This is a genomic window from Spirosoma sp. KCTC 42546, assembly GCF_006965485.1.
GTDB lineage: Bacteria > Bacteroidota > Bacteroidia > Cytophagales > Spirosomataceae > Spirosoma.
In genome coordinates this window covers 4,985,832-5,011,821 of sequence record NZ_CP041360.1, presented here as the reverse complement: position 1 = coordinate 5,011,821, position 25,990 = coordinate 4,985,832, and the positions used below count along the sequence as shown (strand labels likewise).

Below are 25,990 nucleotides of genomic sequence, written 5' to 3'. Positions count from 1 at the left end.
TGATGAGAATACACAAACCTTATTCGATGTTGTTTTCGGTGCCCGCTTGTTGCAGCAGTTGTTTAGGGGTTATGTTGTAGTGATTTCGAAAACACTTTGTAAAATAGGAAGGGCTATCAAAGCCAACCAGCACGGCGGTTTCGGCTACTGTATTGCCTTTGCGGAGAAAAGACAGTGAGCGTTTCAATCGATAGTTACGGATAAGCTCGTTGGGCAGCATGGTAGTGAGCGTTTTTGTTTTTCGGTGCAGTGTATAGCGACTCATGCCAATGTCATTTGCCAGTTCTTCTACTCCATAAGCTGAATCATCCAATTTAGCGTCGATGCATGCGTAGAGCTTTGCCAGAAAAGGATCGACGATCGTTAGTTGCATGTCGTCCTGATCAATTTTGATAAAACTCTTGCGGATCAACTCCCGTAATAGCTTTTGTCTTTCCAGCAGGTTTCGGATTCGTAGTTGCAGCTCGGGCAATAAAAACGGTTTGGTCAGGTAATCATCGGCACCTACTGATAAACCTTCTAATCGACTTTCGACAGATGATTTGGCCGTCAGCAATATGAGGGGAATATGATTTGTCCGGACATCTGCTTTCAGCGTCTGGCAGAGCGTGTAGCCGTCCATTTCCGGCATAAGCACATCGCTGATTATTAAATCGGGAAGTTGTGAGACAGCCTGAGCCAGCCCGACAACTCCGTTTTTAGCCCATATGAATTGATAAGTTGTGGGCAGACAGTCAATGATAAGAGTGGCCATATCTGGGTTGTCTTCAACCAGCAGCACAATAGGTACCGCTTCTGATCGGCTTTCCGGTATATCGAGCGCTTTATCAATAGGACCTGTTAACGGTTCAACCTTCCGATAAGGCAACTGAAGGGTTATAGTGGTTCCATGTTGGTTCGTTAACGAGTCCACTTCGCTGTCTATCCGAATTGTTCCTTGCTGCAAGTCTACCAGTTCTTTCACCAGTGCCAATCCAATGCCCGTACCTTCATGGGTACGGGTCGACGACGTATCTGCCTGAACAAAACGCTCGAAAACAGCCGCTATTTTTTCGGAAGGTATGCCAATTCCGTTATCGGCAATTACCAGCGTGATACCGTTCGCTGCGTTAAGCTGGACAGTTACGTTTCCACCCGTTGGAGTAAATTTCAGGGCATTCGATACCAGATTATATATAATTCGTTCGAGTAACGAAGCGTCGAATAGATAATCGCTCGTTGCCTGATTATGATAGGTTAGTTCAACCCCTTTTTGGTTAGCCAACTCAGTAAATGAGTCGAGAATTTGCCCGATAAATACTCCTGGATTACCGCGTGATTCATGTACCTCCATAGCGCTGGCTTCGATCTTCGAGAGATCCAGTAACTGATTGATGAGCCGTAGTAACTGATTCGCATTTTGCTCAATGGAGGCTAGCTGACGAGCATATTTAGTTTGACTCAACTCATTGATCAAGTAGTGTGTGGGGGCTATTATTAATGTAAGTGGGGTTTTAAACTCGTGGGTTATATTGGTGAAAAAACGGGTTTTAATTTCGTCGATATTCTTAAGCTGCTGGGCTTCTTTTATCGTTAATTCTACCTCATTCTGTTTTAGAATTACGGACTGTTGTAGCTGCAATCGGTTAGCATAGGTTCGGAATATGCCGTAAAGTAAGGCTACGAGTAAAAGTCCGTATATCGTATACGCCCACCAGGTGGCCCATAGGGGTGGATGAATCTTGATCCTGAATGTTCGTACGTGTTTACTCCAGACCCCGGACGAATTGGACGCATTAATAAACAGGGTATAGTATCCCGGCTTTAGATCGGTATAGCTTGCCATTGGCCGATTGACAACGATCCAATCAGTATCCAATCCTTCCATGCGGTATCGATACCTGGTCTTTTTTTCTTTGTTGTACTGTAAAGATGCAAACTCAAAATTCAGGTAATTCTGATTATGCAGTAAGGAGAGTTCAGAAAGGGCATGGATGGGCAATTCGCCCAGTGGTGAGCCCTTTCCAGGTTCAATTTGGCGGTTGTTAATCTGTATGCCCGTTAGTTCAACCCTGGGTTGAAACGTGTCGTTTTTGACCTGAGAAGGACTAAACGTTGTAATCCCTTCTATTCCACCCAGAATAATTCGGTCATCCGGCAATTGCAGAATATGATGCCGATTAAATTCATTGGCCATCAGCCCGTCTTCGATAGTATAGTTCTGTACCTGGAAGGTTTGTCTATTGAATCGGCAGATTCCCTTATTGGTGGCAACCCACAGATTTCCCTGCCGGTCGGGAATGGCCGAATAAATAACATTGTTGGGCAGCCCATTTTTAGTGGTGAACCGCCGACACGTTCCGGTACGTTTATCAAAGCGACATAGTCCACTGCCGAAGGTACCTACCCAAAGGATGTTTTTATCAAAGCGGTCGACAGACAGAAAATTGATGATATTACTACTAAGCGAAGTAGTATCGGTGGGTGTGTACGCATACTGCCGAATGGCATTGGTCCTGCTATTGATCCTAAATAGCCCCTTCGATTCGGTTCCTACCCAAAATGACTGATCATCACTAACCAACTGAACCATAGTTGAATTGATAGTGGATAAGTCTAACTCAGGTGTCCATGTCTGGGTTGGTTCTGAATACCGGAACAGATGGGCATTGCATAAGGCCCAAATTGTTCCCTGCGGGGAGGTCGTTAGAGGAACCGATTGCTCATCCAGAGGACCATCTTGTCCAGGTGGGAATGGTAGTGAGACCAGTTTTTTTGTTTGAAGATTAAGTTGATAAAGCGAGCCTTTGCCTATGTTGAAGAGCAGGTGATTTTGTTTATCGAATGTGTATCGAAAGAAATATGCCAGATCAAATCGGTTGAAAGCAGGAAACTGATCTACCGATGCGCCTAGCTGATTTGTTAGTAAGTCTGTTTGGAAATTGGCTCGATAAGGATATCGTTGAAACTGATTCGCCGTGAGGTCGAACTTTCGAACGCCGTGCCCGTTCGTTCCTATCCAAAGCACATTCGAACGGTCGATTAACAGGCTTTGGTAGTGTGAACTACCCGCAAATCGAGCCAACTTCTGGATGCCAGAAGTTTCGTTAAAACAATATAGTCCTGTAGAGTAGTAGAAATAAACAGTGCCTTTGGCATCTGTACCAAATTGAGGAAAATGGTCAAAATAACTCGATACGGGTAGAGGAAATGACTGGCATTTTCCTGTAGTTGGATTCATGAGTGTCAAATGCCATCGGGATACAATAACCAGGCTACCATCTGGCTTTTGGTATAAACTGTTTAGTTCATTATCGGGGAGTGAATTTGGGTTTCCTGACTGATGTTGATAGTGCGTGAATTTCCCTGTTACTCTGTCGTACCGATCAAGCCCTACCGTAGTTGCAAACCACATAGCCCCCCGTTGGCCTTCAATTATAGCTTTTATAACGCCTTTGTTAATAGAGTTTTTAGTAGCAGGCTGATGCTTATAATGCTGGATGTGATTGGTATTCAGATTAATAGAAACTAAGCCCGCATAATGGAAGTACAACCACAGATGATTTTGCCGATCTGGGCAAAAGAACTGGAGGGAATCACGACTAAACGCCTGTTGATAAAAGGATTGGCGCGAAAGGCTGTGGAATGTTTCTCGTACCGGATCGAATAAATCAAGTTCGTTATAGGTATTGCGAATCCAGATTCGTCCTTTATAATCTGCTTTCAGATATAATACATCAGGAAATGAGATCGAGGTTTTTGCGTCGGAGTTGGGTTGGAAAACTTTAAACCGTTGACCATCGTAACGGCATAGCCCATCGCGGGTAGCCATCCAGATAAACCCCTTTTGATCCTGCAAAATATCGGAAACAAACGCCTGCGGTAATCCTTCTTCTTCGGTCAGTATTTGGGGGCGGGAGAATGTAGCAGGTTGAGCAGAAAGGAGAATAGGGATAGAAAAGATACTTAATAAGCTGGGCCACCAGAAGATAGCCCAGCTTTTTCTTTTGTTGAACAGGCTCATTGTTTCATATTCTTTTATCTGGTGGGTAGCTTAAAGATAGGCCAACGGTAAGAACATCAAAAATTTCCGTTGTTGGCTAATCAGGAATGTATATGCGTATTGGGAACTAACTAGAAATGCTTGTTTCTACAGGTGTAAAAGCCTGAAGAATACGGGCAACGCAGGGTGTTGCTAGTAAATAAGAACGGGGGGAAATTACGCTAAAGGAAGTTAGCTTACCAGCTAAATTCAAAAACAAGATAGTTTGCTGCTGTCTTGTTTTTGACGTTGAACAGGTTTAGGAAGTAAGGTAATTAGTTGTACTGAAATCTGCATCGTCGGTAGTTAAGCTCATCTTTGGAGGCAATTTCCCTAAAACTAACCTCAAGTTGATATAACTGACCTAGGCTAGTGGTCAACTGCGTAGCCTGTTTGTTAGGTCGATTGACTCAGTATGCGAGCAAAAAATGAGAAATTGAAGACCTAAATGGCATTATTGGTCAAATTGCTGGCATGATTGATGCTGTAAACGTTCATAAAAAGTCAGTTTATGACGCTTGACGAACGAACGGGTACTGTTTTCTCCTCTATTAGCCAGCCCCTCATTGGTTTTTGGGGCGCTACTGCCACTCAAGTAAAGGATGTGTATGAAGCTTATACCAGTTTATGGGCATCTACCCCAAGTGAAGCCCATGCCCGCGACGTTTATGACTCCTTAGTCGCCATTGCACTCGCTGATGATATTCACTGTCCAATTAATTGGCTGCTAACGGAACTACGATTTGAAGCATTTGCCGCTGCAACAGGCGATCGTAAGTGGGCAGCACTTATGGACTTAACGTATGCGACAAAGGTGAAGAGTGATAATGTGCTTGATTTGTATAACGAGCGAATGACAAGAGAACTTTAAAGGCCAGCGGTGAAATTATTGGCAAACAGGGCAGTAATCACGCTGAGGTTTTCTGGATTCTTAGCAGCTAGTATTCGACTAATCAATCAAGTTGCCTCTACTGCACGACACCCCCGAGAATCCAACGTATCAATAAACTCTAGCCTGCAAAGCACTAATGCTTACTGGCTTCCTGACGACGCGCAAGTCATTTACTTTGCGAACGAATCTTGTTTAGCGTGGTTACAAGCGTAAATGCGGAAACCAGCCCAATTAGTGCACCAACCGCTCCCCATCCAATATCCTCAAAGCTAAAGTAACGGGATGGTATAAGAAGCTGGCCTGTTTCTGCCAGGGCTACAATACCTATCAGAATCAACCACAGAATTAACCACTGGTATACGGAACGAGGGCGAGGTGTGGGTAAAAAGCCTGCAAACATGCCCATAAATACGAAAGGAACGGCTGTACGTATGTTTCCATTGGCATGAACATCGGTCCAGTCAGACACCCATTTCGGTATGAACCAAATATGTTTAAAATCGTAATGGGGTTGCCAGCTTAAGTACAAAATAAGGGCAACGCCAACACCAAGCAGTAAATAAGTTAAACGCATAATTAAGCTATAATTTTCATTGGATTCAGCTATCCTACCACGCTTTATAGGAATACCCACTTCAATCAAGTTTGCCAAACCACTAGCACTTGTCCCGTTTAGAATCTGTAGAATCCACTGGAATCTATTTTGGCCAGGCACTAGTTCAATCCAGTCAATCTAGTTTGAAGGATGTCTCCAGAACAGATTGAATAAGAGGTAATTCTGCTTCAAGCGTTCGCAGAAACTGATGAACTAGTGGGCTTACCTCACTCACAGGTTGTTTGTCGGCAATACGAGCTCCGAGTGTCTGACTTAAACGAACCATCTCGGTTAAACCGAACATTTGAAACGCAACTTTCTGTGCATGAATAATCCCGCCAATAGTGGGCAAGTCATGTTGCTCCAGACTCTGCCGGATTTGCTGAATCTCACCCGGTGTTTGGGCCAGAAACAACTCCATGACCTCGGCCGCAAAATCCCGGTCGTTATCCAACGCGCTCAACAAGACCTCTACCGAGAAACTAGGGGTAGTCTCTGCCAGCACTTTAGGTTTGCTTGACGAGACCACCTCCGACCAGTAGAGGGGGGTATATTTCCGTAAAATACGCTGCAATTCCTCAATCTGGAACGGTTTGGGCAGAAAGTCGTTCATACCTGCCTGTAGGCACTGCTCTCGTTCGCTGGCTAAGGCATGTGCTGTCATCGCAATAATCGGCACGTCTTTTTTCAAGGTTGTTCGAATATGACGGGTGGTAGTGTACCCATCCATGACCGGCATTTGAATGTCCATCAATATCAGATCGAACTCATCGTCCTGTAATAGGTCGAGCGCCAACTGACCATTTTCGGCAACCTGAGCGGAGTACCCTAGCCGTTTCAGGACTTGTAGAGCGAGTTTCTGATTCATCAGGTTATCCTCTACGATCAGGATACGCAGATTGGATAGGTCGGGGTTAATGGGCATTGTCGACCCCTCCGTAATCAGTTCAACTGGTATGGATGCCACTTTATAAGGAATCTCCAGCGTAAACCGAGAACCCTCCCCGAGTGTACTGGCTACGCTGACCCAACCGCCCTGCATTTCCGCGAGTGATTTTACAATGTTCAACCCCAAACCCGTGCCACCATAATAGCGGGTTGTAAAGTCGCTGGCCTGGCGGAACCGCTCAAAAATGAACGGTAAGATGTCTGCAGCCATGCCAATACCGGTATCCTGTACACTGAAACGAACCCGCACAGAATCAGTTGTTTCTGCTACCTTATCAATTCGAACCCGAACACCACCCTGCTGGGTAAACTTGATGGCATTATTCAATAAGTTTACTAAAATCTGCGTCAGTCGGGTTGGATCGCCCAATACAACCGGTGGGAGGGTAGGATCTGTTTCAACAAGTAGCCACAGATTTTTTTCGATGGCTGCTGAATGCAGCATAGTTCGAATGGAATCCGCTAGTGAAGGGATACTGAAAGGAATCGATTCTAACGGCAACATGCCCGCTTCAATCTTGGAAATATCGAGAATATCATTGACGATATTAAGCAGATTTTTGCCTGCAGTCCGGATGAAACTGGCGAATTCTTTTTGTTCGATCGTGAGCGAGGTCGTTTCCAGAAGGTTTGAAAAGCCGAGAATCGCATTCAGGGGGGTTCGGATTTCGTGGCTCATGTTAGCCAAAAACTGCTTTTCAGTATGGCGTGCCTCCTCTGCTATTTGTCGGGCTCGGGCCAATTCCTCTTCAAGCCGTTTACGTTCACTCAAATCGTAATGAATACCCATTGAGCCAACAAGAACACCGTGCTCATCAAAGATAGGCACACCGCTTACCAGTACCCATACCCGTGTGCCGTCCTTACGAATTAATGCTAACTCGTAAGAACCCGCGTTTCCGCGTTCCCGTTGCCCTTGCTGCTGGTCAATCACCGGCTTAAACTCAGGATGGACAAGTAATTCGGCTGCATTTTTGCCCACCAGTTCTTCCTGGGTGTAGCCCATCATGTTGCAGAAGCGTTCGTAAGCGCGCAAAATCGTTTGATTGTTGTCGACCTCGAGTAACCCGAGCTCCATCGTATTCATGATGGTTCGATACTTTTCTTCGCTCTTGCGGATACGCTCGTCCGACTGGTACTTCTGAGTGATATCTCTATACTTCCACAGGTGCCCCCGGTAGTGGTCAGTCAGCCAGATAGGAATATAATCCCACTCCATGATTCGCCCGTCGGACAGATGAATCACCTCATCCCTGACCGCGAGTTGGTTATCTACTACTTCGTTCATCCGATCCAAAAACTGATCGGCATCCCTGAACAAACTGGCGGGTGGAACGGCCACGTATAAGTACGCCTGGCCAACCAGCGATTCGGGTGTTCGGTTTATGCCAAATTGATCACAATAGAGCTGATTGGTCAGGATGATTTTTCGGTTTTCATCTTCCACCAGCACACCCGTATGCAGGTTTGTAATAAGTGACTCCAGGCGAGCCTGGGTGAGTTGAAAAGAATCTTCGGTTAATTTACGTTGGGTAATGTCCCGCGCAACGGCCACCAGTTCAAGAACCTGCTGATCATTTTTAACCAAACTAACCGTCTGGCCAATCCAAATTGTCGAACCATCCTTCGTTCGGGCCGGGAACTCAATATAGGTGTGTGGCTGCCCAGTTTGAAGCATTGTTTGATAGAATGCGATCAATCTGGCTCTATAATCTGGTAATACGAGATGGACGAAATGCCGACCTATCAATTCCGACTGAGCGTAGCCGAAACAGCTCTCCATCATCGAATTTGCGAAGGTGAAATAACCCTCAGGTGAAATTTTAAAAATTATATCCCGAACCGAGTCGATAAGTTGGCGGTAATGGTATTCACTTTGCCGCTCTTGCTCCCACTTACTTTCTAGATGCTGGTTCAAGGTAGCAGTGAGCAGGCGACATTGCTCTTTTGACTTATCAAGCTGTATTTTCTTTATGTTCAACCGTCGCTCGATCCGCCGTTGCTCCTTTTGCTGGCATGCCAACTGGTGCTTAAGACGATTAAATCGGCGTTGGAGAGGTGAGTTCATAGGTTACAAATTGCCAGTGGTAACTTTAGACGACAGAAGTTTAGTTTTTCGCAGTTTTAGGCGCAAGGCTGCCTCTTTCCAGTTGATCGAGAGAAAGATAAGGTACTCAGGGTTAGGATAAAGTTTTTTTGATTTTTTGAGCTGTAATAGCTCTGCAACCTATAAAGATCCATATAAATAAGAGTGCTAATTAACTGTATAATTTCTGATAGCTGTTAAAATAAGATGCAATCGCTTGTAGCTTGTCTGAGATACACTACAAATTTGTACACTTCTACTTGATATGTTTGCTGGCATTTTGTCAATAAGTCAATGCTGAAGCATAAGTCTGCATGAGCAGGAAATCCGGACAATACCAGTAAGCTAATTGAATGGGCTTATACGTATTGTTATTTGTTACCAAAATTACATATAATTGCCTATTTCTTAGTTATATGGCTATTATATTTTAATAATTATTGCTTTTTAGTTTATAATATTTGATATTCATATAATATAGCGTTCTGCCTTTCTGTTAATTGAGTCCTTTAATTAACAGAAAAATTTTATGATCAATAGCTGCTAATTGACTTTTTTGAATACTATTCCTACTGTTGATCAATTCATTAGCTGTAGGGAGTAGCTTCGTGTCATTGACCTCTTTGTTGGCCATAGAGCCTCTGGTTGCAACTGTTTCTGGCGGGCCTCAAAAATAGTAATAAAGCCAGATGAGAGAAGCTGGCATTCCAGTTACGACTATGAGCCAGCCCAGCCATGAAAACGACCCGAATGTTGGCCACCAGAGGAAGCAACTAGAGGATATGATCCGTCAGTGTGACGCTTTGATTGACGAACTGTACGATACCATTGAGTTATTTACATTAGGTGGTGCATCGTCAGAAGATGGGACTATGCACACCAATGCGGCCCAGGAACTGGTTTATTACACTCGTAAACGTATAGAACTGGTAGAAGCCATCCGGTTATTGACAAGTAACCAGGATGTAGGAAAATAGCTAACCAGTACGCAAATAGCTTCAAGGCCCCCTTATTTAGTTGTTTTATAGAGCAAAAACGAACGAATACAGACCTCCATGACCTGTATTCGTTTAAATCCCGGCAACGAAAAAAGTGAAGCAGCGAAACTGATCGCTCAGCTATACAGTAGCAATCAGTCTATTCAATGGAGCAAACATACTATAAGGAATTCTACCGGTTGCCGGTCGGAGTCTGGCTACAGTAGTTACTAAAGTTACCTGTGGGCATATTGACAATATGGGAGTGCAGGGAGTTATACTGCAATGGGAATAATAACTAAGAATAGTGTACTCCATATGGACGGGTACTGCCTGGCAAGCGGAACGAGTTAGCCTAGATTGACGGCGGGGTGGCTCTACAAGTAAAAATGAGCACACCCGATATAGCCAACCTCCATAACCTTGCCAAAGCGATCCAGTACAACTTACTGGCAACGAAGAACAATAGCGACCATAACCGGAGATGATTTCCATACAAGGTAGAATAGGAGAATAAGCGACTAGCTGTAGCTGGCCCGCCTGACTAATTTGTCGGAGTTAAACCTAGATGAAAATGAGGTTAAAAAGGCCTTTTAAGGCAAACAGGAAGAGGAAGGATGCAATGAGAAGCACTGCTAACCAAGTAGCTGAGATGAGGTAATTCGTTTTCATGAGTTATGTTACGGTGAATGATTAGTACAAACTTATTCATTTAGAAGATGTACTTATGCGAAATTTACTGAGCGTTACATATCATAGTTAATTATAACTATGATATGTAGATTTTGTGAAATTTTAAGCCTAAAATGAACTTTTTGATAGGAAGAAAAACGGAAAAATAAGATTTAAAAGCGTTAATAAACTCTGGTTAAATTTTTACTAGTATAAAATTAGCTGGCTTAGAAATGTAATTTATCTGTTTAGAAATTATACCAGATTTACCCTAAAGTGAAGCCAATAAGATAGTTTAACTAAATTCTTAAAATCTGATCAGGAATCTATTGTAATTCAACAGGATAGCGTTCATTAAACTCCTGCTTATTTCATTTTGTAATGTTTGTGTGTTTAATGAAAATAGTGTAAACAATATACTGTTATATTGTTTTCTGTTATTTTATTTAAGTAACAAAAAGGCTTCACAACGAAGAACAATTAAAAAAGTACATGACCGATTTTTTCGGCATCAGGTGAGAGATTCCCTTTAGGCTAGGTAAATAGTGAGGATGGTATTCCTAATTTGTCAAACAGCTATCAATGGATACAAAGTGGTGAATCCGTGGAAACCAATAAGCTATCATTTAGAGAAAGAATATTGAACTTGCTCTTACCGCATCTTAATCGAAATAAGTTAGCTACCAATTAGCCTATGAAAGTCTGACTTGATTGCCGGAGGACTTTCATAGGCTAATGAATGTAGGCACAGATGAGCTGATCCCCAATGTTTATTACCAGTTGGGGACTATATCCGCTGATTGCTCCTAGTAACCTTTATCTGTTTAGGGCATTGTGAAAACCTGGTAAAACTTATGCCGGCAGTGGTCGCAGGAATAGCGTTTCATTGGGAACGGTTTAGCTAGGGGAGGCCTATGCGTCCGGTTTAGCTCAGTCGATTTACATTCTGGGCAACGCCCTTTAAGCGTAAATCTGGACTGGGTAACTAGCTTAGGGGCAACAAGCCCAAGGGCGAAAAGAAAAGCAATTGCAAGTAACATGTTAGTGCATAACGAGTAATATTTCGGTTCAAAATAATACAAAATCATTAAATGTCAATGCATTACTAAGTTAATGATACGCAAACTTTTATCTAGTGGCTTCAACTACCGGCTGGCAACTACGAACGAATAAAGGTGAAAAATACCCAGCTACTATTTAACCCGCTTGAGACCGGAAAGCCAAGAGATTGATAGGCTCACGAAAAGTGGGATGTACTTTACAGCATTGCGTTTTAGGAAAATACTTAATAAAGAAAAGCCTAATGAAGTAACAAAGCAAAGTAGTGTGTAATTACTCTCAAAGGGGAAAAGGTATGCACCAGCGATTAGGAGCGCCGAAATAAGGAGAGTGAGCAGGGGCGATAGTTGTGTAAGTTGACGATTCACGCCTAAAATTAATAAAGCCTTACATGGTCAGGATTAAAATATCCATAAAAATTTAGTGTATACTATAAGTAAAAGTACTCAATTGAGGATTTGTTGAAAGGAAAACACGAAATTAACTTGTTTTATATCGAGGATTGAGTTTCACTGCGTCCACAAAAAGCTTGTATGTTCAGAGGGCAAATCCGAACGCAGCTTTAGATAATAAGCAGATGGATGCCGGAGTGATAGTCTATTTTCGTAGTTATCTGCTGCCAAATTCAATTTGACTAGGCTACTTTGTGGCTGATTCATTCAAAGAGTCCAAGTGACTATGACATGTCATGACTTCTAAAACTCCATTATCAGTGTCTCACTGAAGTTGCTTGGCTGTTGCACCATCTGAATCAGTATTACGCTTGGCTCAAGATGTAGGTAAATCGCTCGATAAGCTGAATCGAAATCCGGTAGAACCAAGGAATTGCAATAGAGCTACTGACATAGGGCTGTCAGTGGATGTGGATTATTTTGTGTCATTTAAAAACGCAGATACCCTATGAATTTTGCCTCAGTTCGGATTATTACCGCAGACATCAAACCGCTTGTTCGGTTCTATGAGCAGGTTACAGGTAGGTCAATAACGCACTATACAGAAGATTTCGCTGAGTTGCATACGCCAACGGCGACCTTGGCAATTGCTAGCACACGAACCTTACAGCTGTTTGGAGGTGACAACGTAGCCAAGCCCGCTGACAACCATTCGGCTATTATTGAATTCCGTGTTGATGACGTTGATGCCGAATATGGAAAGTTAGTCGACATCCTGGGCGAGATGGTCATTCAGAAACCAACGACCATGCCCTGGGGGAATCGTTCATTACTGTTCAGGGATCCGGATGGTAATTTGGTAAACTTTTTCACGCCCCTCAGCACGTCTCCAGGAGAAATATAGGTTATTGCTACTTTGTTTCGAAAGGAAAATGGCTAAGAAAGGGCACTGTTTTGCAACTTTGAGTCTGATTCAGCCTTGCTTACTAATTGGAAGTTGCTGGTATTTTCTTGCTATTAAAACGCTTGTAATAAAGAAAAAGCGCCCAAATCAAGCTGATTTGGGCGCTTTTGAATGTGACCACGGGGAGAACACCCCTGCGGCCCGCAATGGCCTGTTTTGGCCCGTAAAGCCCTAAATCGTACGGTATCGTACACCATACGACAACATAAAAATACCCATTTGTTTCAGCACTTGTTTCAGTAATCGTAGATTAGGGGCATGAACGCTACCTATAAGTTCGAGATCAACTCCAAGCCCGGCAAAGACGGCCGCTACACGATTTTTCTGCGGGTGACGGCCAATCGAAAGCTGAGACGAATCAAAACCATTGTGGCCGTTCTGCCCACCGAGTTCGATCCCCATGCCGCCCGCGGTAAATGGATTTCGTCCAAAAATAGCGATTTTAAATTCTTCAACGGGGAACTGCTGAAACTGATCCGCAAGACCGAAGCCGAAATTGACAAGTTAGGCGAAAAAGGTCCCATCACCAGTGAAGGCCTGATCGACCGGCTGCGTAACCCCTTTCCCGATACCGGCTGGACCATCGGCAGTTTCTCCGACAAGATGGTTGCCGATGCGGCCTCGCATAGCGTGGGCTACCAGCGCAACCTAAAGTCCCGGCTGGGTATGTTCGTCGAGTTTGCCGGGAAAGAGGTGCCCCTGAGTAGCATCAACCTGGACTTATTGAACCGCTTCAAGCGCCATTTGCAGGCAACGGGCAAAATGAACGGTACCCAGCATACGTACTTTAACCGGATTAAGCGCATGACGTCCGAAGCGCTGAAACTGGAACTGATTGCGAAAGATCCGTTTCTGCATTTTGATATGCCGGGCGATAAGCCAGCGCCAAGACTAAAACTGACCGATGCCCAGGTCGATGCCATCGAAGCGGTGGATGTGGGTAGTAACCGAAGGGATTCAACCGGTAGAACATACGAGGCTGGTATCTGGCTGTTTCGCGCTAAATGGCTCTATTTGTTTGCCTACCAGATGGGGGGCATCAGGAGCCGTGATGTGCTGCAACTCCGCTGGAGCAATATCGTGGGTGAACCCGGATCTGAGCGCCTGGAGTATCAAATGTCCAAGACCGGCGAATTCATGTCCACCCGGCTAACCCGAAAGGCCCGTGAGATCGTGGAACTGTTCCGGCGCGATGGAGTCGGGCCGGATAGTTATCTGTTTGGAGTCTTATCCGATGAGGCTGGATACGCCCCCTATGCCACCCATGAGCAGAAAAAGAAAATGCCCAGGGAGATGGCCGTCAGGCTGTTTAATGATATATCTTCCGCACAAAGCCAGATCAATGGAGAATTGAAACTACTGGCTAAAAAGGCGGGCATTACCGACCGGTTAACGTTCCATACGGCCAGGCATAGTTTTGCCGATAAGGCTAGGCGTAAAATGAAGGAGTCCAAGAACATCTCGATTGACGACATTCGACAGGCACTGGGCCATCAGCGGCTGGATACCACCCAGCGGTATCTGAATTCATTTGATAAGGAGAGTCTGGATACGGCGATGGATGCCATATTTGGGGATGAGTAAAGAATTTGGGTAGCTTTGAGGGTGAGCAGAACAAGAAGTACTTAACGCATTGGCTGTAATAGATAAAAAGCATTTTAAAAATTAGAATACTATGAAACATATAATTGAGACAATTAAAAGTCTGATTAACAACTTATCGTTAAAGGAAGCATTTGGGCTATTAAGTGTCTTAATTACCATACTTGCTATTCTGGCATCCTTAACATCTGGATCTTTTCGTCTGGTCGATACGCAACTTGAAAATGCAAGAACTCAAAAGTTCCTTGATGGGGTTAAAAAAGAATTATCAGATACAAGAAACGATATACGTTATTTAAGGCTTGAAATGAAATCTTTAGAGGAAATAAAAGATAGTAAGTTGTTGGCTACTGCATTTGCTAATTATAGAATTAAAGAAGCTCACGATAGTCTAAATAAGAGGTTTTCAAAAATAGAATACTTACTAAATCAGGATATTGAAAAATCATTGGAAATACCTATTTTAAGAAAAGATTTAGAGCATTTTAATGAGATAAACGAATCTGAAATTTCCCACATTAAGTCTGATATTGATAAAACTAATACGTTAATTCTGTCATCATTATTCGCTATTGCCGTTGGTGTATTTACTCAATTTCTAAGCAAAAAAAATAGAAAATCATCTATTTAAAAAGGGAAAAACAAGGTTTGGGGATGAGTAAGGTAGTTGGGTAGCTTTGAGGATGAGCGGATCAAAAAATAGTTGAAGTACTTGAAATGAAAAATTTTATGGTTGTGAACTTATACTAGTAGTTTCTGATACAGAGAACGTAACTTCAAGTAAATCATATATGACATATAAATTGAGGAGAAATATAGAAAATTTTAAGATATTTAATATCTCAATCTTTGTTGTTCCTAGTGAATTAATAAATTCTGAAAAGGGGAAATTTATTTTTTCTGCAATAATTGATACTCCTACTATAATAAATGTAATAAATATAAAATAAATATCTTGTCTTAATTCACTATGAAGAAAGCCGATTCTTTTCATAATATTGTCTTTAGCAACTTTAGTTTTATTAACATCTTTTGCTACTTGTTCCTTTATTTTATCTAACATAGAAATTATAAAGGTTAGTAAGGTAAAAGCAAAACCTAACAAAACCCCTAATAATGTAAATAAAAACTCACCTTCGACAATTTTAGTTTTATTGATGGAAGTTTCCTTTATTAAAAAGTAAGATATACATAGAGTTCCCCCTATTATAGTTATCGTTCTAAATATTTTTAATAAAGATTTCACAGTATATAAACAATTTTTTGTAATATTTAATTCATTCTTGTGTACTATTGTTCAGTAGAATCTGTACTGCCTATATTGTCGCTTGTATCATTTTTAGGGCCATTACCTTTTTTCTTCTTAGCCGTTCTTGGAAGCTTAACGGCTTTTGTTGTTTTCATGTCATCGGGACTAGTTGGCCCAATTAAAGGTGTAGAGTCGTCATTAGAAGCAGGCTTACTAGAATCGATTAATTTATTGTCTTCATTCTGTTTATCAATCACCCTTAATTTGGTATTTAATTCCTCTTCCTTTAGCTGCGTTATATCATCTGGCAAAGTTTGTTGGCTTGCAAAATATCGACTGTTAACACGGGTTGATTCTTTTTTCTTCCCTTTAGACCTTACCATTTTAAGTAAATAACTACCACCACCGGAAGCAATTAGGCTAATAAAGTCTTTAAAGTTATCTCGTAATACTTTTAGTCGGCCCTTATCGCTTATAAATACTAATTTAAATCTGGAAAATTTAGTTGCTCCATATGCTTCTTTAACTAATTCACTAGCCTCGTGACGACCCTCAAACATGTTGGGTGGATTAAAGGCCAACTCAAGAGAATAAATTCTATCTGCCTCATTTACCTCATTCCAAAAGTCGACATCTCTAGAAATGGCGCTCAGGGTTATTTTGTAATTTGCATGAGTTCTGGCATTTATCTGACTCTCAAAATATGACTCTAACCGTTGCACAATTAAATCCATAGATTGAAATACAGATGGTTTATTTTCGATCAAAAAAATCTGCCGTTCCCAGTCAATTATTACGTTGATATAAGGTACGCGAATATCCACCACTATCTGTATTTTGCCGTCTACCTCTCGTGGTGTATTAAACCTCTCCTCTTTGGCAAATTGAAATATATACAAGTTACTTGATGGCTCTAATAGATAAAACCAGATATGTCTTGAGCCCTTATAAATAAATTCTTCTCGCTTTATGTCAACAAGTCGGTTCAATACTTCTTTAAAGATTTCCTTTTTATCTCTATCTGGTTGAAACAGGCTTGGCTGTTCACTAATTAATATCCTGAAAGAATTATAGATAGCCATTATTTAAAGGTTAATTTGGTTATGTGGATGAGATTACCGTTTTAGTTACTGAGTCAAATGCCAAATATCCGCCTAATAAAAGTACTTATTGGATAATTCACTGTATGTAAGGGTAAAGGCATAAAGTATCAGACTTACTAATTTACTAGCACGAACCGCTTGGCGAGCATGGGTCCATTGCCCATTAGTACCTCAACTGTGATTCACCAAAATCATTGACTATTTAGGCTAAAAAATCGTCCGGTGTTACTAATCCTAAATCTATGAGTTGGTAACTCATCCTACTTCATCCGCGCCAGCTCGTTCACCACCTCCATGTGCGCAGCCGCCAGCGCCCTACCCGATAGATAGCACCTGTCGAGTGTTGCCCAGTCGACATCCTCCGAAGCCTGAAGGAACTGAACCTCCTTCAGATTGGCCGTGAGTAGGTATTCCAGATTCAGCTTTTGCTTGAGCAGGGTTTTGCGTTCCATTAATTTGTAATAATGTCTATTAGTTGCAGACAAATGTCTTTATATGGAAAAGTCAATCACATGATCAGAAGCCCTAACGAATCTCTCCGAGAAACAGGCGGGCTTATTGGCAACAATGCTCAGAGAACTGCATTCTACGTTCGTTCCGAAATCTCATACAGCAGGTAATAAAACTCATTCTTGAGGTCGTCAAATCCAATTGGTTTATCGTGCTCTTCTTTCGCCAGCTCAATCTTTTTTGTTAGAAAACCAATCAGGTTCGTAATCTGAGTCCGATGTTTTTCCAGATTCCGATTGGCCATAATATCCGTCAAGGCGGACTTATAATAAGCGAGTATAAACCGTTCTGCCTGGGTCATGCGTAAACCGAAGTAGCTAGTTTTTTCGAGGGAGGCAACTATCCTTTATTGATGGTATAAAATTCCATTAACAGAGAAACAAGGCCTTTCAGACAACGAATCATCCATTACAGTCCCCATAACCAATCGTGTGCAACTAGGGTATACACAACCGCTATTGCGATAAGAATAGCCAAAATGATGAGGGGACGGTTTTGGGAAAAACGGTTCATATTTAAGTAAGGGGTTTAGTTTTTCTGGGGTGTTTAGGTTTTAACCCAGGAGCCAGCGACTCCAGAGGGGTAATAGTATACTGGCCAGCTACCAGTTTACTGGTAATCGGCTCTGATTCGGAAGCTGGATCAGGGGATGGGGTTTCTTCAGCGGCTAGCTTAGCTTGCTTTCTGGCATAATCACGTTGTGCTGAGATAATCTGAAAGGCTATAATGCCCAGCACTATGGCGAAAAAAATAAACAGGCTCATGGGTGTATGATTTGGAAAAAGGGGATGAATGCATTGACTTTATAGGGAGAGTTAAGTTAAGAAAGAAGGAACTGTATACTCACGGCTTAAGCCGCTCGAGTTGATTTATAATCTCTATATGTTCAGCCGCAAAGGCCCTGCCTGACAAATAATAACTGTCGAGTACTGCCCAGTCCACATCTTCAGAGGCCTGAATAAATTGAACTTCCATCAGGTTTGCCGTGAGTAATGACTACAGAATTAGTTTTTGCTTTAGCAAGGATTGCCGGTCCATTTGGTTAATTACAAAGACTTCGATCAACGTACTGCTTTCGGCCACTCGCAGTCAGGTAATAGCATCCCCCTCGTGGGCCTCGGATATAGTAATTTGATGAAGTGCTTACTCGTCGAAGTGAGGTCTTTTTTGAATTACTAGACTTCAGATATTGATTTGTCTCTACTAGTACTTGCTCTACCGTTTGTTCTGATTCCCCAGCTGGCGCAGCAATTTTCTCAACCTCCTCTGGCGTCTTGCCAGTCGCAATGACATAGGTTTTTCCCAAATAGCCCTTGTTACCATTTATTTCAGCAGCCCAATAAGAGCTATTATGATGAGTTATCTTTAAGACTGAGCCTTCAGGGATCGTATAAATCGTCTTGGAGCTCATAGATGGCTCTAATTTTAAGTCAGACTCCAACTTCACTTTCCCATATTGAACAAGGTTGTTTGCCTCATCTTCATAACTTACAAATTGAGAGGCAGGGACGCGGGGATAGTTTTTCGATTTGAAGGTCTTGTAATCTCCGTCTATATAGACAAAATGAATAAAGCCGGGCATATCCTTATAGACTGCCCGGTAATATCCACTATCCTTTCCCCTTAGCTCAATTAGTGTCCCTTTGGGAATCTTGGCGATTATGTTGGCATTAATAGTTGTATAGTTACGAAGTACCGCATCTTCCAAGACAGGCATATTTACAGGTTCCTTAAACCTATATATTTCTTCCGCTGGCAGGGGGGATGATAGCGGATTTTGGGCGCTTACCAGAAGGGGTAGTAAAAAGAGGAAGGTAACCAGTTGTTTCATTGGGTGTGGGATTTAGGTTGAAGATTAATTAGTAACCATTACTGAATTTATAAGTAGCCCACCGCCTTGGCTATAGCAACCAATAACCCTATTAATGCAGCTAAAGCAGCCGCAATGCCAGATATATACTTAATTTTATCCCATATGGAATGGTCAGACTTCTTTATAGGATTATTTTCGGGTATAGCACTAGGGTGTTTGCTTGTTATAAAAGTTGGCGACTGGCTATTCAAAAAGTCTCGTCCCTGACTATTGCCCGAATTGTTATTGCCAATAACTGCGTTTCCGCCACTTATATGGATTGAGTGACGTTTTTTCTCGTCCTCCTTTTCCTTTTTCCAGTTTTCTACTCCGCCTAATTCATAGGCTCTTTCACCTTCCTTTGATAATTCGAAGGAATTTTTACTAGCGGCTTGAAGTAAACCAAGTCTCCTTGCTTTCTGGAAAGCTTTTTCGTAATCATCTGGAGTACTTCTGTCGGTTGATAGATAGTTATTCTGACCTTCCTCAAGAATTTTATCTATTAATTCTGATTCATTTTTCTTTGCCGGATTTTCTTCGGGGGTTAGTTCCTCATAATGGCATTGTTTGGCGTTAATTTTAATCATGTTTTTAGCATGATCCCGATCCATCAACCCTAAGTCTCTCACTTCCCCGTTGTCTTCGGTCCAGAAAACCCGCACGGGATCCCCTTCATCCAATACTTTCCAAAAATTACGCCTGCTCTGATACTCAGGGTTCGTCTCCCAGCTATGTCGATCTAGTTCTCTGATTTCATCAGATTGCTTATGCTGAATTTTCATAATTTGATCAGCTAAAGAATTGTTTCATAGGGTGTGGAGTTTAGGGTATTCCTGGTTGAAAAAATCGCAAGAAGTCGATAAGGTTTTTTCGAGGGAGGCTAATTACAAAAAGACCTGCCTAACCTATTTAATTTAGAATCATAAATTGATACGCACTTATAATCATTTCTTTTAGCTGTTGAACACAAGATCGACGCCAATCCATCCATGTTATTTCCATTATTAATCACATAAACCCAAAGGCAGTTTTTATCTTCTAAGCTTATATCTATAAATACGATACCAGCCGAACTGACAGCGCTTCTAATATCTTCCTTAAGAGAATAGCTATTATATACTTCGCTCTTTTTTCTTTGATCTACTATATTCTTGATAGAATCAATATATTTTGAATCTTCTCTTGGAATAAATTTTGATGTTTTATTCTCATAATTTCCAAAGAATATAAAAAATAAAACTACGGCTATTGCAATACCTGAAATTATAATCGCTATAGGTTTTGGACCGCCAGCACTTTTGGGTTTTTCCTTTGGGCTGGGATTATAGTTACTAGGAATAGGGTCAGGCTTTATTTGTCCAGTTTGCCCAAAATAAATCCGCTTATCCTCCATTCGAACAAAATCCGCATGGCTTATATAGGCATAGGATTTCTCATTCAAAATGGCCTGCTTAAGTTTTGCTAATGAATTTTTATCAATGTAGCCCTCTTTTTCGTACTGTTTTAGTAAAGTTATATCAACTCGTTCGTCTTGCTTAGTTTCGTCTCGTTTTGATAAATCATTTACATATTTTTTGGCTTGCTCCAAATCTAAATTATGGCTTTTCATCACAGCCTGAACGGCGTCCATATAACTGTGATTAAGAAGACTAAGAATTTCAGTATCGGGAAGCCGCATTAACTTATGTGTTAAATCACTTTTTCATTACCTAACAGGCTCCTTCACTTTCTCAATTACCTTCCACATATGTATAATATCCTCTCCGTGGATTATTATATTACCATAGCGTTCATTGTCTGACCAAAGTGTAATTGTACTATTTACATTTAAGTCATTTGATTTTATTCGCTTAACAACAAAATGATTACCTGCATACAAGACTGCATAAACCGCTCCAGACTGGTATTTAATATCATTAGTATTTACCGCTTCGGCTAAGACTAAAGCTCTGTCTTTTATTTCAGGAACCATCGAATCGCCCACAACTTCAATTACGAGATGCTTCTCGCTGATTGCAATCGTTGGCATAAAAACCGGATAGGTCTCCTCTAACCAATTTAAATTAAAGGTTTCATGAGTCATTAAGGGCATACCCATCTGGGCGCGTGCGGATAGTAATTTAACTGGCTTGTAATACTCATTAAGATTAGGTCTTACTGAGCCAACATTACCTTCTGTGAATATACCAGGCTCTTGATCACCCAATTTTGATCTTATCATGTTAACATCAACCTCAAGCGCATCTGCCATCGCCTGAAGGTCTGCCTCCTTTTTCACTTCTCCTTTTTTTAGAATATCAAAGAATTTTCTTGGACTAATACCAATTTTAGCCGCAAAAGTCTCCTGTTTATACCCTTTCTTTTTATACAAACGCTGAATAGCTACAGAGTCAATCATCATTGACAGTCAAGTATTTATGGATAAAATGCAGTATTTCGCAAAAATTATTGCGAAATTATTTGCGATTTATGCGAAAAGTCGCAATATTTGCTAACGCTAACGAACGATAGCAAACAAATCTATGGAAAATGCAACCACTTCGCAAGGAGTCACAAACGAAGGCTTTGCGAAAAATACACAAGCGTTTAAATACGAGTATGGTCGGTTGAATTCGGCAGAGCAAAAAGAAGTGCAAAGAGCCTTCTGCAAGCGATATGGCGTTTCCCCAGAGGCTTTTCGGGCGCGATGTGGTGGGTTCACCCGTGTGTCGGATACAGAATTGGCTTGGTTTGAGAAACGCGTAGCCACTTATTTTCAGAATTAGGCCATGAGTCAGCTTCAAATCTTCCAATACAATGGATTCGACGTCGATTTCGAGCTAATTGACGGTCAGATTTACGCCAATGCGTCAGCTATGTGCAAGCCTTTCAATCGAAGAATTAACGATTGGAGTTCACTCGCTGCGACTGTTCGCTACCTAAATGCATTACGATCGAAACCGGAAATAACGGTTCCGTTAAGTATCAGTCGGTTAGGTGGTGTAGGCGGTGGTTCTCAGGTTTGGATTCACGAAAAGCTGATTCTAAAGCTTGCCCAATGGTTAGACGTTGATTTTGAAATCTGGTGTGATGAGCGAGTGGCTGAGGTATTGAAGGGTAAAAAGCAAGTGGCTTTGCCGCAGACCTATAAAGAGGCACTGCAAGCTCTTTTGGTTGAGGTTGAACAAAAGGAACAGCTTCAACTACAGGTCGAATCGCTCAAGCCCAAAGCCGACTATGCTGATGCGGTATTGTCTAGCACAACCGAAATCACAACGACTACAATTGCCGCCGAACTGGGCATGTCGGCAGTGTCGCTTAACAAAAAGCTTCATGCATTGCGTATTCAGCGAAAACTGCGGGGTACCTGGATTCTCTATTTGGTACATGCCGATAAGGGGTATGCCCATCTGCGAACACACCCCTATACCGACAGACAGGGGAACCCAAAGAGCAAGCATTATCTGGTGTGGACCGAAACGGGGCGTCAGTTCATTCACAGCAAACTCAGCGGCCGGTTAACCAGCCCCAAAGCGGTGGTGTACGCGGGTCAACATTCCGGAATCGCCTAAACCCGAGGTATGTCCTATGCTCAAAAGCCCGACCAAACGAAAAAAAGACAAGCGTAACGAGCAGATTCGCGCCGAGCTGATGGAGTTCTCTACCTCAGGAGCGATGAAGATAGCGGCCGTCGATGCGCTGGCCAAGAAATACCACCTCAGTCCATCTACTGTGTATCGAATCAACCGGGGCGTTTCATCACGCCAGCAAGCCACATGAAAATTTCCGTCGAATCTGAGCTACTGGCCACCCTTCAGGCCACCCTGGAAGCGACCCGGCTGGAACTGAAAAACCAGCGCAAAGCGGCCAAAGGCAACGATCCCTTTACGCTGGACGAAGCCGCCAGTTATCTGCGGGTGGCCCGCTCCACCCTGCATCAGTACGTAAAAAAAGGGGAATTGACCCCCTCCGAATACGGGAGCCGGGTGTGGCTGCTTCGCTCCGAACTGGATGGGTTTCTGGCCCGGCACCGGCGTCAGGTAGTGCGCTAACGATACTTTCCCGAGAGGGGATAGTTGTGGGGGAAACCCTACAAATGGTGTGGATAGGATTATGTAAGGCCGGGGCAACTCGCTCCGGTCTTCATCTATCCCACATCGAAAGACGTTTGCAAGCCCTAACCCATAGGAGCTATTCTCTTAAAAGACAAAACCCGGCCAAGGTGGTCGGGTCAGTGCAGTAATCTATAACAACACAAAGGTAATGGAAAATCAAGTACAATCCGAACAGGCCAACCTACTACGGCAAGAAGCTGAAGGTGTTAAAAATGTGGCCTTTGAGCTTCGTAGCTCAATTAAAAGTGTAGCCGCCTATAATACGAATGTACCCACGGCGGGTGTTGTCGATAACCTGATTAACCTGGTCAATGTCTGGGAGAATCAGCAAGTGGATCAGCTTACAAGTCAATTAGCCGAACTGGAACCATGCCTACAAGCGTAGCCCCACCTCTGAAATACCCCACCATCGCCGACTGGAAAGCAGCCGTGAACGCCTGCCGAAACGCCGATCAGCTAAATGTGCTGGTCAGGGATCTGAAGGTTGGCAAAGCGGGTGGTACGATTCACCGATTCTGGGAAAACAACCAGATGGCGCTGGCCCGCTGGCTAATCAACGAACGGGCCAAAAAGCTCAAGCTAACCTTTATGTCCGACCAAACCTTTCGCGATCCTGTCCAATGAATCCAACCCTTCTCAAACGACCCGCCATGTCCAAGCATCTGATTGGTCCTCAACTCAAACAACAGCGTAAAGTGTTAGCCCAGATTCTGCACAAGGACGAATCGAAGCCCAAACGTGCCGTTGATCCAGTGTCAAGCTTTACCTGGTCAGCTATCTTTTTAATTGGGTTCATTGGGGTGCTCCTAGTTATATATCATCTCAGGCACCCATGAAACGGCTCTTAACTGAATACGTTGGCCCTACGTTGCTGGTGTTTACCCTGTTTGTCTGCGTTAAAGCCTATCTCCATCTGCACGGCATCGTGCTCTTAAAACCTCATCACAATCATGCACCCTTTACTCACGCCAAGTACACACGCTGAGCTTGCTATTGTGGCCCACAATCTGGCCGGATCCGGTTCGTTTGGATCGGCTAGTCCTGAGCAGTTTTATACCAAAATTCTGTTTGGCAGCCTGTTGAGTCTGACCATCACCGAAAGTCTGAGCGGGATAACGGTGGATAATAAACGCGTCATTGTGGAGATGCCCATCCTGATTGAGCGGGTCATTGCCCGAACCGACAACTGTGAAGTCAAAGTGATTCACAAAGAGGAAGATAGCTGTGAGCTTAACTTTTTCTACGGGGGCAAAATAGCGGGGCAACTCAAGTTAACCCGCGCTGAACTGGAATCAAGGGTACCACCCCTGACCAAACAGGAGTTATACGAATTGACCTTGTGCCGGGGTGTGCAGCAGTATTTCCCGGCGCTGTTCGGTCATAAGTTCTATCTGCGCTACGATGTGCCGCTGACCAAGCAGGATCATGTCAAAGCGATTGTCGAGCAATCGGGTCAGAAGGTGGTTACGGCTGATCAGATAGCGACTACCAGACGCCCAGGCGGCAAAACGGCCCTCACCGCCGACGCTAAAAAGCTGATGGACTGGAAAGAGAAACTTAAGACGCTCAGTGCCACAGATGCTGTTCAGTGGGATGCCCAGGCGGAGGAGATGAACACGTTTACCTTTCTGACCAGTGCGCAACTGGACGATCTGTTCAAAGAGTTATGCGAATTCGGCCGCTCTCAGGGAGTGGAGTTCAGCAGCTTAAATCAACACTTCTTTTTGGCCGATGATGTACTGGCCAGCTAATCTTTACGAGCGTACCTAAATCAAATCAAGTTTATGCAAAACCAATTATTTGCCGATTTACCACCCGAAGATCGGAAGCGGTATCTGTCCGACAACTGCGACCGGGTGGAGGAGATGGAATACCTCAAGCCCTACGAATCGGAGGAGCTGAATCAACTCAAGGATTCCTACACCGATGTCAGCATTCAGATTGCCAAACTGGAAGCCGAAAAGAAAAAGGCCAATGATGCCATTAACCTGACGCTCAAGGAGCTAAAAGGGAAAGCCGGTCTCACCTTGCTATTTCTTCGCAACAAAGCCGAACAGGTCACCGAATCCTGTTACATGTTCTTCGATGCGGATGCCAAGCTGGTGGGCTACTACAATGCCGATGGGAAGCTGGTTAGCTCCCGGCCCATGCGACCCGGTGAAAATCAGCAGACCGTGTTCGCTGTTACCCGCGCCGAGGGGTTAAAAACCGGCACTAACGACTAAGTAATCATCGTTTAATCAATCTCCTACAATGAATCAGGAACTCCATGTAAGCGTCATTAATGACGAGAATGAACTTATCATCCGGCAGGGCAAAGCACTGGATTTGCATGAACCCATTCAGGTCGAACTATCTGGTATTCTGGACAGTCCGCTGCGCTGGCTGGAAAAGAAACTGGACCTCATTACGCAAAACCTGTCCCACATCGAAGTGGATCGGAATGCGTTAACGATTACGCTCGACGTCCACGAAAAGGATGATTTTGGCGAAGTTATTCACGGCAAACTCGAATACCATCCGATGTTTTTGTTATTTGGCGTCAATTCGGGCAAATACCTGACCAATGTGCAGATGGCTCAACTGTTCAAGATGAACCGGACGGCGTTTGAGAATCAGTCCATCGCCATGCAACTGGTGACCGACCTTCAGAAGTTTCAGGCCCATGTGGCCAAGGAGATCGAAAAGCACAATGACAACAAGGGCAATGTGCGGGACCTTCGGGCTCAGATCGTTACCAGTAACCTGCCCGATGCGTTTAACCTGGTGATGCCCGTTTTCAAGGGTACCCGGAAGCACACCTTCGAGGTGGAGGTCTACATCAACCCCGATGATTTTACCTGTACGCTGGTTTCGCCCACGGCCAATGATCTGGTGGAACAGATGCGGGATTCGGAGATTGATCAGGTCCTGAAGGAGATTCAGGCACTGGCACCGGACATCGCCATTATCGAACAATAGTAAGTAGCGTATA

At 43.2% G+C, this 25,990-nt stretch carries 28 protein-coding genes; 16 read left to right on the top strand and 12 right to left on the bottom strand.

Translation table 11 applies throughout. The annotated features are described in order from the left end of the window. Positions 1-19: 19 nt before the first annotated feature. Positions 20-4,003, bottom strand: coding sequence for an ATP-binding protein (locus tag EXU85_RS20680; RefSeq protein WP_142773913.1), 3,984 nt, complete (start codon positions 4,001-4,003; stop codon positions 20-22). A 529-nt stretch (positions 4,004-4,532) separates the two neighbouring features. On the opposite strand from EXU85_RS20680, the gene EXU85_RS20675 reads away from it, so the two are divergent. Beyond that, positions 4,533-4,892 (top strand): hypothetical protein, encoded by a 360-nt coding sequence (locus EXU85_RS20675; protein WP_142773912.1) that lies wholly within the window; start codon positions 4,533-4,535, stop codon positions 4,890-4,892. A 187-nt stretch (positions 4,893-5,079) separates the two neighbouring features. On the opposite strand, the gene EXU85_RS20670 is transcribed toward EXU85_RS20675, so the two are convergent. Together EXU85_RS20670 and EXU85_RS20665 are read right to left on the bottom strand one after the other, a co-directional pair. Beyond that, on the bottom strand, positions 5,080-5,487 hold the full coding sequence (locus EXU85_RS20670) for a VanZ family protein (protein ID WP_142773911.1): 408 nt from the start codon (positions 5,485-5,487) through the stop codon (positions 5,080-5,082). A gap of 154 nt (positions 5,488-5,641) precedes the next feature. Beyond that, a complete protein-coding gene (locus tag EXU85_RS20665) occupies positions 5,642-8,524 on the bottom strand; it encodes a PAS domain S-box protein (RefSeq protein ID WP_142773910.1) in 2,883 nt (960 codons plus the stop codon). Positions 8,525-9,231: 707 nt separating this feature from the next. Between EXU85_RS20665 and EXU85_RS20660 the strand changes: the two genes are divergently transcribed. The 4 genes from EXU85_RS20660 to EXU85_RS20640 all read left to right on the top strand — a co-directional run bounded on the left by EXU85_RS20660 (position 9,232) and on the right by EXU85_RS20640 (position 14,839). Further along, the gene (locus EXU85_RS20660; protein ID WP_168207838.1) at positions 9,232-9,519 is read left to right on the top strand and encodes a hypothetical protein; all 288 of its coding nucleotides are present in this window, start codon (positions 9,232-9,234) and stop codon (positions 9,517-9,519) included. A gap of 2,631 nt (positions 9,520-12,150) precedes the next feature. Then, on the top strand, positions 12,151-12,546 hold the full coding sequence (locus tag EXU85_RS20650; RefSeq protein ID WP_142773907.1) for a VOC family protein: 396 nt from the start codon (positions 12,151-12,153) through the stop codon (positions 12,544-12,546). Between the two features lie 318 nt (positions 12,547-12,864). Further along, positions 12,865-14,190 (top strand): site-specific integrase, encoded by a 1,326-nt coding sequence (locus EXU85_RS20645; protein ID WP_142773906.1) that lies wholly within the window; start codon positions 12,865-12,867, stop codon positions 14,188-14,190. Positions 14,191-14,281: 91 nt separating this feature from the next. Further along, the gene (locus tag EXU85_RS20640) at positions 14,282-14,839 is read left to right on the top strand and encodes a hypothetical protein (RefSeq protein ID WP_142773905.1); all 558 of its coding nucleotides are present in this window, start codon (positions 14,282-14,284) and stop codon (positions 14,837-14,839) included. A 96-nt stretch (positions 14,840-14,935) separates the two neighbouring features. Here EXU85_RS20640 and EXU85_RS20635 read toward each other — a convergent pair whose 3' ends face one another. The 9 genes from EXU85_RS20635 to EXU85_RS20595 form a co-directional block, all read right to left on the bottom strand. Next, complete coding sequence (locus tag EXU85_RS20635; protein ID WP_142773904.1) at positions 14,936-15,454, bottom strand: hypothetical protein; 519 nt, start codon at positions 15,452-15,454, stop codon at positions 14,936-14,938. Positions 15,455-15,498: 44 nt separating this feature from the next. After that, positions 15,499-16,539, bottom strand: a complete 1,041-nt coding sequence (locus tag EXU85_RS20630) for a hypothetical protein (protein WP_142773903.1) — start codon at positions 16,537-16,539, stop codon at positions 15,499-15,501. A 281-nt stretch (positions 16,540-16,820) separates the two neighbouring features. After that, complete coding sequence (locus tag EXU85_RS20625) at positions 16,821-17,012, bottom strand: hypothetical protein (protein ID WP_142773902.1); 192 nt, start codon at positions 17,010-17,012, stop codon at positions 16,821-16,823. A 134-nt stretch (positions 17,013-17,146) separates the two neighbouring features. Further along, entirely contained in the window at positions 17,147-17,371 is a 225-nt protein-coding gene (locus EXU85_RS20620; RefSeq protein WP_142773901.1) for a hypothetical protein, read from the bottom strand. Between the two features lie 214 nt (positions 17,372-17,585). After that, positions 17,586-17,834: a hypothetical protein gene (locus tag EXU85_RS20615; protein WP_142773900.1), complete on the bottom strand. Its 249-nt coding sequence runs from the start codon at positions 17,832-17,834 to the stop codon at positions 17,586-17,588. A gap of 278 nt (positions 17,835-18,112) precedes the next feature. Further along, positions 18,113-18,901, bottom strand: a complete 789-nt coding sequence (locus EXU85_RS20610) for a hypothetical protein (protein ID WP_142773899.1) — start codon at positions 18,899-18,901, stop codon at positions 18,113-18,115. Positions 18,902-18,948: 47 nt separating this feature from the next. Beyond that, on the bottom strand, positions 18,949-19,704 hold the full coding sequence (locus EXU85_RS20605; protein ID WP_142773898.1) for a hypothetical protein: 756 nt from the start codon (positions 19,702-19,704) through the stop codon (positions 18,949-18,951). A 98-nt stretch (positions 19,705-19,802) separates the two neighbouring features. After that, entirely contained in the window at positions 19,803-20,552 is a 750-nt protein-coding gene (locus EXU85_RS20600) for a hypothetical protein (RefSeq protein ID WP_142773897.1), read from the bottom strand. A 75-nt stretch (positions 20,553-20,627) separates the two neighbouring features. Continuing rightward, entirely contained in the window at positions 20,628-21,323 is a 696-nt protein-coding gene (locus tag EXU85_RS20595) for a S24 family peptidase (RefSeq protein WP_142773896.1), read from the bottom strand. 121 nt (positions 21,324-21,444) lie between these two features. Between EXU85_RS20595 and EXU85_RS20590 the strand changes: the two genes are divergently transcribed. From EXU85_RS20590 to EXU85_RS20545, 11 genes are all read left to right on the top strand, one after another. After that, positions 21,445-21,687, top strand: a complete 243-nt coding sequence (locus EXU85_RS20590) for a hypothetical protein (RefSeq protein ID WP_142773895.1) — start codon at positions 21,445-21,447, stop codon at positions 21,685-21,687. A 3-nt stretch (positions 21,688-21,690) separates the two neighbouring features. Next, positions 21,691-22,473 (top strand): phage antirepressor KilAC domain-containing protein, encoded by a 783-nt coding sequence (locus EXU85_RS20585; protein ID WP_142773894.1) that lies wholly within the window; start codon positions 21,691-21,693, stop codon positions 22,471-22,473. A 16-nt stretch (positions 22,474-22,489) separates the two neighbouring features. Then, positions 22,490-22,681: a hypothetical protein gene (locus tag EXU85_RS20580; RefSeq protein WP_142773893.1), complete on the top strand. Its 192-nt coding sequence runs from the start codon at positions 22,490-22,492 to the stop codon at positions 22,679-22,681. Then, on the top strand, positions 22,678-22,953 hold the full coding sequence (locus EXU85_RS20575; protein ID WP_142773892.1) for a helix-turn-helix domain-containing protein: 276 nt from the start codon (positions 22,678-22,680) through the stop codon (positions 22,951-22,953). Before EXU85_RS20580 ends, EXU85_RS20575 begins: the two co-directional genes overlap by 4 nt. A gap of 211 nt (positions 22,954-23,164) precedes the next feature. Further along, on the top strand, positions 23,165-23,401 hold the full coding sequence (locus tag EXU85_RS20570; RefSeq protein ID WP_142773891.1) for a hypothetical protein: 237 nt from the start codon (positions 23,165-23,167) through the stop codon (positions 23,399-23,401). Then, on the top strand, positions 23,386-23,640 hold the full coding sequence (locus EXU85_RS20565) for a hypothetical protein (RefSeq protein WP_142773890.1): 255 nt from the start codon (positions 23,386-23,388) through the stop codon (positions 23,638-23,640). Before EXU85_RS20570 ends, EXU85_RS20565 begins: the two co-directional genes overlap by 16 nt. Then, positions 23,637-23,852 (top strand): hypothetical protein, encoded by a 216-nt coding sequence (locus tag EXU85_RS20560; RefSeq protein ID WP_142773889.1) that lies wholly within the window; start codon positions 23,637-23,639, stop codon positions 23,850-23,852. The genes EXU85_RS20565 and EXU85_RS20560 overlap by 4 nt, the downstream gene beginning before the upstream one ends. Further along, the gene (locus EXU85_RS35435) at positions 23,849-24,001 is read left to right on the top strand and encodes a hypothetical protein (protein WP_168207836.1); all 153 of its coding nucleotides are present in this window, start codon (positions 23,849-23,851) and stop codon (positions 23,999-24,001) included. Before EXU85_RS20560 ends, EXU85_RS35435 begins: the two co-directional genes overlap by 4 nt. After that, on the top strand, positions 23,967-24,767 hold the full coding sequence (locus EXU85_RS20555; protein ID WP_142773888.1) for a hypothetical protein: 801 nt from the start codon (positions 23,967-23,969) through the stop codon (positions 24,765-24,767). The genes EXU85_RS35435 and EXU85_RS20555 overlap by 35 nt, the downstream gene beginning before the upstream one ends. 33 nt (positions 24,768-24,800) lie before the next feature. After that, positions 24,801-25,241, top strand: coding sequence for a hypothetical protein (locus tag EXU85_RS20550; RefSeq protein ID WP_142773887.1), 441 nt, complete (start codon positions 24,801-24,803; stop codon positions 25,239-25,241). Positions 25,242-25,269: 28 nt separating this feature from the next. Continuing rightward, a complete protein-coding gene (locus EXU85_RS20545; protein WP_142773886.1) occupies positions 25,270-25,977 on the top strand; it encodes a hypothetical protein in 708 nt (235 codons plus the stop codon). Positions 25,978-25,990 lie beyond the last annotated feature (13 nt).